We start from the raw sequence: 14,029 nt of genomic DNA on the forward strand, positions 1-14,029 counted from the left end.
GGACCGCCGGCCAACCCACAGCTCGGTGGTCCTGCGGCCGGCCGCGATCACCAGCCGCGCTCGGCGAGCCGGTGCGGCTGCGGGATCTCGTCGACGTTGATGCCGACCATCGCCTCGCCCAGACCGCGGGAGACCTTGGCGATCACGTCGGGGTCGTCGTAGAAGGTGGTGGCCTTGACGATCGCCTCGGCGCGCTGGGCCGGGTTGCCGGACTTGAAGATGCCGGAGCCGACGAACACGCCCTCGGCGCCGAGCTGCATCATCATCGCGGCGTCGGCCGGGGTGGCGATGCCGCCGGCGGTGAACAGCACGACCGGGAGCTTGCCCGCGGCCGCGACCTCCTTGACCAGCTCGTACGGCGCCTGCAGCTCCTTGGCCGCGACGAACAGCTCGTCCTCGGGCAGGTTCTGCAGCCGGCGCAGCTCCTGGCGGATCTGGCGCATGTGGGTGGTGGCGTTCGACACGTCGCCGGTGCCGGCCTCGCCCTTGGAGCGGATCATCGCCGCGCCCTCGGTGATCCGGCGCAGCGCCTCGCCGAGGTTGGTCGCGCCGCAGACGAACGGCACGGTGAACTGCCACTTGTCGATGTGGTTGGCGTAGTCGGCCGGGGTGAGCACCTCGGACTCGTCGATGTAGTCGACCCCGAGGCTCTGCAGCACCTGGGCCTCGACGAAGTGACCGATCCGGGCCTTGGCCATCACCGGGATCGAGACCGCGTTGATGATCGAGTCGATCATGTCCGGGTCGCTCATCCGGGACACGCCGCCCTGGGCGCGGATGTCGGCCGGGACCCGCTCGAGCGCCATCACCGCGACAGCGCCGGCGTCCTCGGCGATCTTGGCCTGCTCGGCGGTGACGACGTCCATGATCACGCCACCCTTGAGCATCTCCGCCATGCCACGCTTGACCTTGGCGGTACCGGTTTCCGGCCCGGTCTGCGGTGCGGTGGTCTCAGTCACTTCGGGGTCCTCCTGGTCAGAGCTGGGTACGCCCCCAGCGTAGGTCCCGGACGAGGGCCGGCATCAGTCCACCTCGAATCAACTGGACCGACCGATCGCGGCGGTCAACCGCGCCACGACCAGGCGCAGCGTCGCCGGTGGCGCGGTGAACGGGATCCGCAGGTGGCGGCGGTCGGTGCCGTCGGGAGTGAACAGGTCGCCAGCCCCGAGCAGCAGCCCTTGCTCGCGGGCCGCCTCCAGCACCTTGCGCGCCCGCACCTCGGTGACCTCCAGCCACAGCGTCATGCCACCGGTCGGCGTCGACCAGGCCACGCCGGGCACGGTCTTCAGTCCGGTCTCCAGCGCGGCCAGGTTCGCCCTGAGCCGAGTCTTGCGCCGGGAGATGACCCGGTCGAGCCGGTCCAGGATGGCCAACGCCAGCAGGTCGTCCAGCGCACTGGGCGAGGTGACGCTGAGGTGGGCCGCCGTGTTGATCCTCCGGCGGAGCTGGCGGCCGGTCCGGACCCAGCCGACGCGTAGACCGCCCCACACCGTCTTGCTGAGCGAGCCGACGCTGACTGTGCGCGGGTAGCGGCTCAGCGGGTCGGCTTGCTTGCCTCCGGCAAGCCAGAGCGGCCGCATGGTCTCGTCGCTGATCAGTGCGGCTCCGTAGCGCCGGGCGATCTCCACCACCGCCGTACGCCGGTCCGCCGGCAGGCTGAGGCCGGTCGGGTTGTGGTTGTCGGCCTGGAGGTAGATGACCTTCGGCTTGTGGCGTCGGCACAGATGGGCGAGCTGGTCGGTGTCCCAGACGCCCGCAGGCCAGCCGACGACGTCCAGCCGGTGATTGCGCAGCAGGTCGAACGCGGCCGGATACGTCGGCGTCTCGGTGACGGCAACACCCGGTCCGAGGTCCAGACCGGCCAGTGCGGCGTTGAGTCCCGCAGCGGCTCCGACGGTCAGCGTGAGTTGCCCCGGCTCGGTGGGGACGCCCTCCAAAGTCAGCCGCTCGGCGAGCGCCGTACGCAGCTCGAGTGAGCCGCCGGACGGCGGGCCGTCGCCGCCCATCGCCTGCGGCAGTCCCTCGGCGACGATCTGCGCCGCCACTTCAGCCACATCGTGCGGCGCCGCGGTGGTGGCGAACCGCAGGTCCAGCACCGGCTGGTCCCCGGCCGTCACCGTCGACACCGGAGCGATCGGATCCAGCAGCCGGTCCAGCGGCCGCACATGCGTGCCGGACCCGCGCCTGGTCTCCAGCACGCCGTCCGCCCGCAGCTGGTCGAGCGCCCTGACCACCGTCACCCGGCTCACGCCGAGCCGCTCCGCCAGCACCCGCTCGGACGGCAGCCGCGACCCGATCGACAGGTCACCCCGTTCGATCGACCGCAGTACCAGCGCCTCGACCTGCTCGGTCTTGGTCCCGTCCGCCGGGTCCAGATCACTCCCCCGCCACATGAGTCCAGTCTCCCACCACTGGCCTGATCCTTCGCGATGAACCGTTTCTCATCACTTCTTCACGGCCCTCTCATCGCCGGCGCCGAGAGTGGTTGCGTGCCGGCCGCGAGGGCCGGCCCGATCCCCGGAGGACACTCATGAAGCGCTCCATCATCGTGGCCGGAGCCGGCGTACTGGCGCTGGCCGGCGCCGTGGTCACCGCGCCCGCCGCCCACGCCGAGGAACGAGTCTGCCGCGGCACGCTCGGCGCGGTCACCGTCGACAACGTCCGGGTGCCGGCCGGCGCCACCTGCACACTGAACCGCACCACGGTCAAGGGCACCGTCAAGGTCGAGCGGAACGCCCGGCTGAGCACCTCGGCGGCCCGGATCAACGGCAACGTCCAGACCGAGGGCCACGCTCACGTCTACCTGTACGCCTCCACCGTCGGCGGCAGCGTCCAGCTCAAGCAGGGCCGGACGGCGTCGCTGCGCTCCAACCAGGTCAAGGGCGACGTCCAGTCGTTCACCAACCGGGGCGCGCAGAACTTCACCGCGAACCGGATCAACGGCAACCTGCAGTGCAAGTCGAACGTGCCCGCTCCGACCGGCTCCGGCAACGTTGTCGGCGGCAACAAGCAGGACCAGTGCCGCCGCCTGTGACCCGCTGAGCACCTGAACCTCCCACCCCCCGGAGGAACGGTGCGCGGCGCCTCCGGACGGAACCGGGCGAACGCCCTAGACCAGCCGGTAGCCGGCGCCGCGCACCGTCTCGAACCGATCGGCCCCGAGCTTGCGCCGCAAATAGCGCACGTAGACGTCGACGACGTTCGACGTCGGGTCGAACTCGAACCCCCAGACCCGGCTGAGCAGCGTCTCCCGCGACAGCACCTGCCCCGCGTTGCGCAGGAACACCTCGACCAGGACGAACTCCCGCGCGGTCAACGGCACCATCCGCCCGTCGACCACCGCCGACCGCGACCGCAGGTCCAACGCCAGCGAACCGCGGCGCAGGATCGCCGGCTCGCTCCCCCGGTCGTCACGCAGCCGGAGCCGGATCCGCGCCAGCAACTCCTCGAACCGGAACGGCTTGGACAGGTAGTCGTCCGCCCCACCCTCCAGTCCGGCCACGGTGTCCTGCACCGAGCTGCGCGCGGTCAGGATCACCACCGGCATCGCACTGCCCGCCGTACGGAGCCTGCCGAGCACGGTGAACCCGTCCAGCTCAGGCAGCCCGAGGTCGAGCACCAGCAGGTCGAACTCGCCAGTCAACCCGTGATCCAGCGCCGTCTGCCCGTCACCGACCACAGTCGGCGTGAAACCGTTGGCCCGTAGCCCCTTCGCGACGAACGAGGCGATTCGCTCCTCGTCCTCGGCGATCAACACGCGGCTCACAACACCACCTCCTCCCGCTGCGGCACCGCAGCCGGCACCGGCGCGGCCGCCTGCGGGATCGTCAGCTCGAACGTCGCGCCTCCGCCCGGCGTCGGGTGCAGCCGCACCGACCCGCCGTGCGCCTCGGCGATGGCCCGCACGATGGCCAGCCCCAGTCCGGAGCCGTCCGCACGGCCCGCGCCCCGACCGCGCTGGAAGCGTTCGAAGATCCGGCCGGCGTCGGCCGCGGCGATGCCCGGCCCGGTGTCGCTCACCCAGAGCCGCACCACCTCGCCGTCGGAGGACGAGCCGATCACCACCCGGTCCTGCGGCCGGGTGAACTTCACCGCGTTCTCCGCCAACTGGACCAGCGCCTGAGTCAACCGCTGCGCATCGGCGACCACCCAAGCCTCCGTACGCCGGTCGACCCGCCACCCCCGGTCCCCCAGCGCCCGCGCCTTGTCCAGCACATGGTCGGTCAGCCGGCCGACATCCACCAGGTCGGGCCGCAGGAAGTCCGGCCGCTCCGCCTTGGCCAGCACGATCAGGTCCTCCACCGAGCGGCTCATCCGGTCCAGCTCGTCCAGCAGCAGGTCGCGCACCTCGGCGGTCTCCTCGGCATCCGCCGTGTTCAGCAGCTCGAGGTGCCCGCGCACGATCGTGATCGGCGTACGCAGCTCGTGGCCGGCCTCGTCGAGGAACCGGCGCTGGGTGGCGAACGCCTCCTCCAGCCGGTCCAGCATCGCGTTGAAGGTCCGGGCCAGCGAGGACACGTCATCATTGCCCGGAGCAACTATTCGCCGGGTCAGGTCGGACTCGCTGATCTGCTGCGCGGTCTGCCGGACGTCCCGGATCGGCCGCAGCAACCGGCCGGCGGCGAGCCAGCCGACCACCGCGATCACCGCCAGTGCGGCGACCGCGACAGCCGAGTAGATCTGGAACACCTCGGTCAGTTCGGCGCGCTCCGGCCCGGTGAAGTAGACCACCACGAACGTTCCCCGCTCGGGCCCGAGCGTCATCGGCACGGTCGAGTACCGGACCGGACCATCGGCCGACGCGTAGGCGCCCGACGACGGTCCAGGTGACCCCGTGACCAGCGCGCGAAAGGCCGGATCGTCGTGCAGCGCGACGGCCCCGCCGGCCGGCGAGAGCGTGCGGTCCGGCAGGTACGCCGCCAGCGTCTGATGGTGATCGGCCACGTTGCGCCGCAGCGCCACCTCGAACAACCGCTCCAGCGAGGTGAACTGCCCGCCATCGCGCGGATCCACCGCCGACCGCCGGAACTCCGCGAACTCCGACACCTCCTGCGCCAGCGCCTGCTCGATCCGTACGTCGATCCGCTGCCGCTCCAGCCCGTACGCCGTACCAGCCGCGCCGGCCATCCCGACCGCCGCCAGCAGCAGCACCCAAGCCAGGATCCGGGCGCGGACCGACCGGGTGAGGTCCGCAAGCCTCCCCCCGGCTGAGAGCGTGATCCCCGTCATTGCACTCACCGTCGCCTGCTCACTGTGCGTAGTCCATGTCGGAGCGGTCACCGGCCGGCGAACAGTCCGTGAACGGACGCCGGCCGGCGACCCCGAATCAGCCGAAGGTGATCACCAGGCGCGGCGGGTTGTCGGTGCCCTTCTCCCGGCTGTGGAACGCCTGGTCCAGCCCGCCGCCGTTCTCCGCGCTGTCGCGGATCAGGAAGCCGTGGTTGGACCCGGCGTACATGCTCTGCAGCTGGGACACGACTCCCCACTCGACGTAGCGGTTGCTGGTCGGCGAGGCGGCCGTCACCGCTGTCCCGGTGGTGGCGGGCTGGTTGTTCCAGGTCACGTTCGACTCGGTCCACGGCCCGTTCACCCGCAGCGCCTGCAACGTGCGTCCCGCCTTGTACGACGTGGCGTACAGCCTCAGCTTCGCGTCGGTGATCGAGCACCCGGGCGGCACAGCCGGCAGGTTGAACCGGACCATCGCCCGGGCGTTCGCCCCGGACTTGGTGTCGACCTTCAGCACCGAGTCGGTGCCGTAGTTCTGGCCTCCGGAGCTCTGCAGCAACCAGCTGTCCGCGGCCGCGCCGACGGTCACCGTGCCCGGCGTACAGACCGGTGCCGGGGTCGCGACCGTCCAGGTGTGCACCGCCGGCGTGGCGTCGACCAAGCCGCTCGGCTCGACGGCGTACACCCGGAAGTTGTGACTGCCGATCGCCAGCCCGGTCACGCTGACCGGAGAGGTGCAGACGGCATAGGGAACGCCGTTCAGCGAGCACCTGAAGGTTGTGCCGGCCTGGTTCGAGCCGAACGCCAGCGTCGCCGTCGTACTGGCCGTCGTGGCGGCCGGCCCGGACGTGATGGTCGTGTCGGGCGCCGTGACCACCGTCCAGGTGCGGACGACTGGCGCGGCCTCGGTGTTACCGGACAGATCGGTCGAGCGGACTCGCAGCTGGTGCGCTCCCGGCTCGAGACCCTGCACCTGGTGCGGCGACTCGCAAGGAGCGAACGCCGCGTTGTCCAGCGAGCACTCGAACGTCGCGTACGGGTCGTTCGCGGCGAAGGTGAGCGTCACCTCGGTCGCCGCGGTGGTCGCCGGCGGTCCGGAGGCGAACGCCGTCAGCGGCGCCACGGTGTCCCCGGTGAAGGTCCAGGTATGCCGGATCGGGGTCGGATCGACGTTGTCCTCCACGTCCACGGCCCGGATGTCGACCGTGTGCTGCCCGAGGGAAAGCGGCTCGGGGAAGTCGGGGTTGGGATAGGTGTACGGGCTGGTGCACTCGGCGAAGTCCGCCTCGTTGTCACTGTCCAGCCGGCACTCGAAGGTCAGCCCCTGCGGGGACGTCACGTTGTCGGTGCCGGTGAAGACGAACGACGCCGTACCGCTCGGGCTGGCCGGACCGGTGGTCAGGACGGTCTGCGGCGGCACCGTGTCGAGCGGCGGGTCGATCTGCCACTCGTGCACGCCCATCTCGTCCGGACCCGACACCACTCCGTCGAGATCGGTCGCCTGGATCCGCAGCGAGTGGTCGCCGACCGCCAGACCCTCGTAGGTCACCGGCGAGGTGCACTCGGTGAAGGCCGCCAGGTCGAGCGAGCATTCGTACTTGGTCACCGCCTCGTTCGCGCTGAACGTCACCGTCGCGTCGCTGCTGGTGGTCGGATCGGCCGGGCCGGACTGGATGGTGACGACCGGCGGACCGGTCCTGGTCCAGCTGTGCACGGCCGGGCTCGCGTCGACGTTGCCCTCCGGATCGATCGCCCGGACCTGGAACTCGTGCGCGCCGTACGCGATCTCGGTGTACTCCCGCGGCGAGGTGCAGGTGGTGAAGGCGGCGCCGTCCAGCGAGCACTGGAAGGTGGTGTCCGGCTCGGTGCTGCGGAAGGTGAACACCGCGTCCTCCAGCGGCGTCTGCGGCGCCGGTCCGGTCAGCACGGTCGTGTCCGGCGGTACGCCGGGTGGCGGCAGCTCGATCACCCAGACGTAACTTGCCGGGGTCGGATCCACTTTGCCGGCGAGGTCGACGGCGCGCACCTGGAAGGTGTGGGTGCCGGGCGCCAGGCCGGAGTACAGCCGCGGGTTCTCGCAGTCCGTGAAGGCGCCGGTGTCGATCCGGCACTCGAAGGACAGCTCGGTCAGCGGCGTGTTGTCGTCGATCCCGGTGAAGAGGAACGCGGCCGAGCGGCTGCCGCTCGGGTTCGCCGGGAAGTCCAGCAGCTCGGTGTCCGGCGGCGCGACCTCCGGCGGGACGGGCGTGCCGCCGTTGCACTCGACGTTGTGGCACTGGGTCGGCTCGCTGTTGCCGACGGCACGGTTGTTGCCGCCGTCGACGGTGCCGGTCTCGACGTGGATGCCCCAGCCGTCGTTGCTGTTGGCACTGTTCGCGGTGACCGTGTGGCCCGCCTTGTTCACCGCGATGCCGTCGCCGGCGTTGTCGTCCGCGGTGTTGCGTTCGAGCAGGTTGCCGGGCAACGCGGAACCGGCGGTCACGTCGGCCTCGACCGCGATGCCCTCGGAGGCGTTGGCCGAAGCCTCGTTGCTCACGACCACGTTGCCGAGCGACAGCGCGCCGACCGAGATGCCGGTGTCGGAGTTCTCGCTCGCGGTGTTCGACTCCACCCGGTTGTTGCCGGATTCGTGCAGGTCCACGCCGCCGCCGTTGAAGCGCAGGTCGTTGCCTCGGACCACCGTGTCGTCGGCGCGTTCCAGCACCACGGCGGCCTTGTCCAGCTGGTGCGCGATGTTCGCCACCACCTGGGTGGCGTCGGAGTCGACCAGCTGGATGCCCGACTCTCCGTCGCGCACCGTGTTGCCCTCCAGCCGGTTGGCGTTCGACCCGGCCTGGACGAGAATCGCGGTCTTCGCGCTCGCGATGACCGAGTTGCTCACCATCGTGTTGTTGCCAGCGGCATCGAGCAGCAGGCCGGTCTCACTCGATCCGGTGACCGTGTTGCCCTCCAGCGTGTTGCCGCTGGACGCGAGCACCTGCAGACCTTGGCGAGTGCTCCCGCCGATCGTGTTGCGCAGTACGGCGGCGCCCTGGGTGCCGCCCTCGAGGCTGATGCCGGAGCCGTTGCCGGCCAGCGTGTTCTCGCGGACGATGTTGCCGTTGCCCCCACCGTCCGCGTCGGTCAGCTGAATCCCGGTCTCCTGGTTGAGCCGTACGGCCAGCCCGCGGACGATGCCGAGCGCCGTCCCCGCGGTCAACTGGACGCCGTGATCGAACTCCTGCACGGTCCCGCCGGTGACGGTGACCGCGTCGAAGCCCGGGTTGCGGATGCCGGCGCCCTGGCCGGTGCCGTCGACGACCGAGCCGTCCAGATCGACGGTGATGCCGTTGGCGCCGATCACCAGCCCGTCGTTCGGGCAGTTGGTCAGGTCGTTGGTGATCAGGCTGCTGCGCGTCAGGACCTGACCGCACGTCGCCGCGACCGGAATCGGCGCCGCGCCCACGGTCCACCCGTACGCCGCCGGCGTCGCGTCGGTGTTGCCCGCCGCATCGGTGGCCCGGACCCGGAAGGTGTGGTCACCCACCGGCAGGCCGGTGAGCTGGTGCGGCGAGGTGCAGGCCGTGTACGCCGCGCCGTCCAGCGCGCAGGTGAACGTCGATCCGGCCTCCGACGAGGTGAACACGAACGTCGCGGCGGTCGCCACGGTGGTCGCATCCGGGCCGGAGCCGATCAGCGTGTCGGGTGCGGTCGTGTCGGCCTCCGGCTGCCCGATGGTCCAGATCCGGGTCGCCGGGGTCGGGTCGACGTTGCCGGCCAGGTCGATCGCCCTGACCTGGAGGGTGTGCTGGCCGAGCCCCAGACCGGTGTACGTCTTCGGCGTCACGCACGCCTCGTACGGGCCGGCGTCGAGCTTGCACTCGTAGCGCAGGTTCGGGCCGGGCGTCAGGTTGTCGCTGCCCCGGAAGCCGAAGGTCGCCGTCGTGCTCGTGCCGACCAGTTCCGGCCCAGTCTGGATCGTCGTACTGGGCGGCAGCGTGTCAGGACCAGGCGGAGCCGGTACGACGGTCCACGTGTAGCTGGCCGGGGTCGCGTCGACGTTGTCCGACGGATCGACCGCGCGGACCTCGAAGGTGTGCTCACCGGCGGGCAGGAAGCCGAAGCCAACCGGTGTCGGGCAGTCCGTCCACGAGTCGCTCCCGGCCGGAGCGTCCAGCCGGCACTCGAACCGCAGGGCGCCGGACGGCGCGAGGTCGTCCGTGCCGGTGAACGTGAACGTCGCGGTCGCGGAGCTGCTGGTCGGGTCGGTGGGACGGGTGCTGATGGTGGTGTCCGGCGCGGTGACGTCCGGCAGCTCCGGCGGCACGGGCGTACCGGGCTGACAGACCACGCCTTCGCACTGATCCTCCTGACCGTTGCCATTAGCAAGGTTTCCGCCGCCGTCCACGACTGGCTCGGCCGCTTGGATGCCCCAGGCCGCGTTGTTGTGCGCCCGGTTGGCGGTCAGCGTGTGGCCGGCCGCCGTGCTGATGCCGTCGCCGAGGTTGCTGTGCGCGGTGTTGCCGCGGACCAGGTTGCCCGCGGCCGGATCGCCGTTCGCGTCCAGCGCCTCACCGAGCAGCGCGATGCCGTCCGCGCTGGTCGCGACCGCGAGGTTGTCGAGGATCCGGTTGCGGAACGAGTCGTGGCCGACGGTGACTCCGGTGCCCGACGTACGGCTGGCGTCGTTGTCCTCGACCAGGTTGTCGGACGAGGCGTCGAGCTCGACGCCGCCCGGGTTGAACCGGACGTCGTTGCCGCGGACCACCGAAGCACTCGCGCCGGACAGACTGATCCCGCTGTCCGAAGCCAGATAGGCCGCGTTGTCGAGCACCTGGTTGCCGTCGGACTCGTCGATTGCGACGGCCGCGTCCCCGGTCCGGCTGAAGGTGCTGTCCTCGACCCGGTTGCGGTGCGCGCCGTCGGTGATCAGTACGCCGGCGTCACCGGTGTCGGTGAGCGTGTTCGCGACCAGAACGTTGTCGGTCGAGCCCTGCACCAGGATGCCGCCGTCGCTGCTCAGCAGCGGATCGCCGGTGACACCGCTGATCCGGTTGCCCACGATCCGGTGGCCGCCGCCCGACCACGCGTGGATCGCGGTGGCCAGGTTCCCGGTCAGCACGTTGTTCTCGACGACGCTGTGCTCGCTGCCGTTGACCAGCGCGATGCCGGTCTCGTTGCCGGTCAGCGTGTTGCCGAGCACCTTGTTGCCGTTGCGGCCGTCGTCGGCGTCGGACAGCTCGATGCCGGCGACGGCATTGCCGCGCAGGGTCAGCGCCTGGACGGTGCCGAAGCGCGAGCCGGCCATCAGTTGCACGCCCGTCCCGAACTCGCTGATCGTGCCGTTGCGGACGACCACCCCTGCGTACCCGACGTTGCGGACGCCGGCCGGCAAACCGCCCTCGGGCAGCTCGACCGGTGAACCCGGCTGGTCAGGGAAGTAGCCCGGGCCGTCGACGGTGTGACCGTTGAGGTCGACCAGGATGTTCGGCGCGCCGATCACCAGACCGTCCAGCGGGCAGTCGGTCAGGTCGTTGAGCAGCTTCGTGCTCTTCGTCAGGACCTGTCCGCAACTCACTGTCTCCGGCTCGGCGTCGGCCGGCGGAGGCGGAGGCGGCGTACCGGGTCCGCCGAAGCGCAGGACGAGCTGCGGCCGGGTCGGCGGTGCCGCCGGGTCCTGGTCGGCCTGCCGGCTGGTGAAGTTCTGCTCGGCGGCCGGGTCGGCCTCCTCCGCGGTGTCGCGGATCAGGAAGCCATGGTTCGGACCGCCCGCCAGGACGGCCGCGAACTGGCTGGTCAGGTTCCACTCGCGGAAGCCCGAACCGGACGTCGCGTTGACCGCCGGGCCGGTGGCGGGCGGCTGGTTGTTCCACGTCACCGCGGTCTCGTTCCACGCCGAGTCGACCGGTACGGCGGCCAGCGTGCGGCCCGCGTCACCGCTCTCGGCGTTGAGCCGCAGCGTCGCGGAGGTGAGCTCGCAGCCGGCCGGCAACGCACCGGGCTGACCGAACCGGACCAGCGTGCGGGCATCGGCGCCCGGACTGCTGGAGCGCACGGTCAGATCCGGCAGCGCGCCGAAGTTCTCCAGCGGACTCTGCTCGTCGACCCAACTGTCCGCGACGGCGGTCAGCGTCACGTTGGCCTCGTCGCAGTCCACCGGCGACGCGACCGTCCACGTGTACGACGCCGGTGTCGGATCGACGTTGTCCATCTGGTCGGTCGCCCGGACCTGGACGGTGTGCTGGCCGGGCGTCAGGTTGGAGAACGTGGCCGGGTGAAAGCACTCCAGCCAGGCCTCCTCGTCGGTGCTGTCCAGCCGGCACTCGAACTCGATCAGCGCCGTCGGCGTCAGGTCGTCGGTCGCGGTGAAACCGAACGTCGCGGTGCGGCCGCTGCTCGGGTTCGGCGGCGTCAGCGTGAAGCTCGTCTGCGGCGCGGTGACGTCCTGGCCGGCGACGAACTCGTGCACGGCCGGCGACGGGTCGACGTTGCCGGCCCGGTCGACCGCGCGGACCTCGATCCGGTTGTCACCCTCCTCGACGCCGTGCACCTCGTACGGGTTCGGGCAACCGACGAAGGCGAACTCAGGGTCGGGCGGCTCGGTCGGGTCCGGCGGCGGTTCGGTCGGGTCGTGGTGCAGGATCCGGCACTCGTACAGCAGTTCGCCCGGCGGCGTCACCTGGTCGGTGCCGGCGAAGCGGAACGTCGCCGACTCCCCCACCGCGGCCGGCGGGTCGATCAGGCTGGTGTTGGGCGGCGTCACGTCCGGCGGACCGAACGGACCCTCGTGCTCATACGCGCCGATGTCGCAGGTCGTGCTCTTCGGCCGGGTGACCCCGCGCTGGTCGGTCGGCGGGCAAGGCGAGACGCCGCCGTCGACGGCGAAGCTGTCGGCCCGCAACGCCTGCGTCATGGTCCGGCCGCCGTTGTCGGCAACCGCGTCGAGTCGCGGGTCGCCGGCGTTCGTCCGGTCCCGCGGGCCGCGGAAGTAACAACTGTCGGCCGAGTCGAGGTTGCCACCCTCGGACCCGATCGCGAAGTTGCAGCCGGCCCCCAACTGATTGCCGCCGACAACGGTGTTGCGGAACAGCACCGACGGGCTGGGCACCACCGGGAAGTTCTGCGAGGTCACCTCGCCGCCGACCCCGCTGGCCACCGGCGCGCTGTTGTGCGCGATCGTCGAGCTGACCACCCGGACCGACGAGTCGGAGTCGATGTAGAGCCCACCGCCGCGCACCTGCGCGTAGTTGCCGCTGATCGTGGTGTTCTCGTACGTCGCCTCGGCGTCGCCCAGGCCGTACACGCCACCGCCGAGACCGCTGTCCTCCTCGGCGCCCGCCCGCGCGCTGTTGTTCCAGATCGTCGAGCGGACCACGCGCAGGGCGCCGTCCGCCTCGTTGGCCAGTCCGCCGCCGCTGGCCGCGGTGTTGGCGCTCAGCGTGCTCTCCAGCAGCGTGAAGTCGCCGCTGCCGTCGCTGGCGACGCCGCCGCCGTTGCCGGTCGCACGGTTGTTCTGGATCACCAGGCGTTCCAGGCTGACCCGCTGACCACCGTTGGCGAGTCCGCCGCCGTCGGTCGCTGTCGTGTTGCCGGTGATCCGGCTGTCCCGGACGGTCACCGAGCCGTTGCTGCCCAGCGACACTCCGCCGCCCGGTCCGGTCGCTCGGTTGCCGGTGAAGGTCGAGTCCGCGATGGTGACCGCGCCGGTGCCGCCGGCGTCGATGCCGCCGCCACCGCCGTCGCCCGACACCGGATCTCCCGCCTGGTTGCCCGTCACCGTCACGCCGGTGACCGACACCGGGCCTTCGGTGCCGGAGAACAGGCCGCCACCGGCGCCGCCCGCGACGTTCTGCTGCAGGGCGCCTCGGGTCAGGCTGACGGTGGTCTTCGCGACCGCCGCCACCGCGCCGCCGTACTCGGCTGCCGTGTTCGCGGTGAAGGTGCTGTCGGCAACGACCAGTTCGCCCTCGTGGCCGACGAAGATTCCGCCGCCAGCGCCGGAGGCCGCGTTGCCCTGGAAGGTGGTGTGGCTGATGGTGGCGATGCTGGGCAAGCCGTCGGGGCCGGGTTCGCCGCTGTTGAACAGGCCGGCTCCGGTGCGGGCCTCGTTGTCGACGATGCGGCTGGGCGCGGCGGACGTGCCGGTGACGGTGAGGGCGCCAAGGGATGTGGCGATGCCACCGCCCTCACCGTCGGTCCGGTTTCCTTCGACAGTGACACCGGTCAGCTCGAGCCGGCCGGTGCCCTCGTTCGCGATACCGCCGCCGGTGGTCGTCGCGGCGCTGTCCAGTACGGCGACGTTCTGCAGCCGGACGGTTCCGGTGGAGGCGTTGCGCAAGCCACCGCCGAGCTCGCCGTGGCTGCCTTCGCGCAGGGTCAGGCCGGAGACGGTGACCGCGCCCGCGTCGGGGTGGATCTCCAGCACGCGGTCGATCCCGTTCGCGTCGACGACCGCCGTACCGGTGGCCAGGATCGTGATCGGCCGGGACAGGTCGAGGTCACCGTTGTTCGCGCCGTTGTCGCCCTGGCCCGCGAGCGTCAGCGAGTAGGTGCCGGCCGGGACGTGCACGGTGTCGGCGACCGTGGTGGCGTTCGACTCCTGGATCGCCGCGCGCAGGCTGCAGGCGCCGGCCGCGGTGGCGCACAGGCCGTTGCCGATGTCGGAGTCCACCTGGTCGGCGGTCGTGGTGACGGTGTAGACGGAGCTGGCGACCGCCGGCGTCGCGGGGACCGCGACGAATCCGACCACCAGCGCGAGAGCGGCAGCGACCGCGGCCACGCTCCGACGACTGCGCAGAGAACTGGACATGGCTGTATCCCCCTC

Annotated in this window: 6 protein-coding genes; 1 reads left to right on the forward strand and 5 read right to left on the reverse strand. The window is 71.2% G+C overall.

The features are described 5' to 3' along the window. Positions 1 to 47: 47 nt before the first annotated feature. Entirely contained in the window at positions 48 to 896 is an 849-nt protein-coding gene (gene pdxS, locus ACQPXM_RS26215) for a pyridoxal 5'-phosphate synthase lyase subunit PdxS (protein ID WP_432951086.1), read from the reverse strand. A 141-nt stretch (positions 897 to 1,037) separates the two neighbouring features. Continuing rightward, on the reverse strand, positions 1,038 to 2,393 hold the full coding sequence (locus ACQPXM_RS26220) for a PLP-dependent aminotransferase family protein (protein WP_432937977.1): 1,356 nt from the start codon (positions 2,391 to 2,393) through the stop codon (positions 1,038 to 1,040). A 137-nt stretch (positions 2,394 to 2,530) separates the two neighbouring features. Here ACQPXM_RS26220 and ACQPXM_RS26225 point away from each other — a divergent pair, with 137 nt between their 5' ends. Then, complete coding sequence (locus ACQPXM_RS26225) at positions 2,531 to 3,034, forward strand: hypothetical protein (RefSeq protein WP_432937980.1); 504 nt, start codon at positions 2,531 to 2,533, stop codon at positions 3,032 to 3,034. 75 nt (positions 3,035 to 3,109) lie between these two features. Here the strand turns inward: ACQPXM_RS26225 and ACQPXM_RS26230 are convergent, their stop codons facing one another. From ACQPXM_RS26230 to ACQPXM_RS26240, 3 genes are all read right to left on the reverse strand, one after another. Next, on the reverse strand, positions 3,110 to 3,766 hold the full coding sequence (locus tag ACQPXM_RS26230; RefSeq protein WP_432937982.1) for a response regulator transcription factor: 657 nt from the start codon (positions 3,764 to 3,766) through the stop codon (positions 3,110 to 3,112). Further along, on the reverse strand, positions 3,763 to 5,229 hold the full coding sequence (locus ACQPXM_RS26235) for an ATP-binding protein (RefSeq protein ID WP_432951088.1): 1,467 nt from the start codon (positions 5,227 to 5,229) through the stop codon (positions 3,763 to 3,765). Before ACQPXM_RS26235 ends, ACQPXM_RS26230 begins: the two co-directional genes overlap by 4 nt. A gap of 97 nt (positions 5,230 to 5,326) precedes the next feature. Continuing rightward, a complete protein-coding gene (locus ACQPXM_RS26240; RefSeq protein ID WP_432937985.1) occupies positions 5,327 to 14,014 on the reverse strand; it encodes a right-handed parallel beta-helix repeat-containing protein in 8,688 nt (2,895 codons plus the stop codon). Between the last annotated feature and the right edge of the window lie 15 nt (positions 14,015 to 14,029).

The sequence above is a fragment of the Kribbella sp. CA-253562 genome, from assembly GCF_050942265.1.
GTDB lineage: Bacteria > Actinomycetota > Actinomycetes > Propionibacteriales > Kribbellaceae > Kribbella.

Coding starts and splice junctions, on each gene's coding strand:
- ACQPXM_RS26220 (WP_432937977.1), bottom strand. CDS start 2,393: ATGTGGCGGGGGAGTGATCTGGACCCGGCGGACGGGACCAAGACCGAG.
- ACQPXM_RS26235 (WP_432951088.1), bottom strand. CDS start 5,229: ATGACGGGGATCACGCTCTCAGCCGGGGGGAGGCTTGCGGACCTCACC.
- ACQPXM_RS26240 (WP_432937985.1), bottom strand. CDS start 14,014: ATGTCCAGTTCTCTGCGCAGTCGTCGGAGCGTGGCCGCGGTCGCTGCC.
- pdxS (WP_432951086.1), bottom strand. CDS start 896: ATGGCGGAGATGCTCAAGGGTGGCGTGATCATGGACGTCGTCACCGCC.
- ACQPXM_RS26225 (WP_432937980.1), top strand. CDS start 2,531: ATGAAGCGCTCCATCATCGTGGCCGGAGCCGGCGTACTGGCGCTGGCC.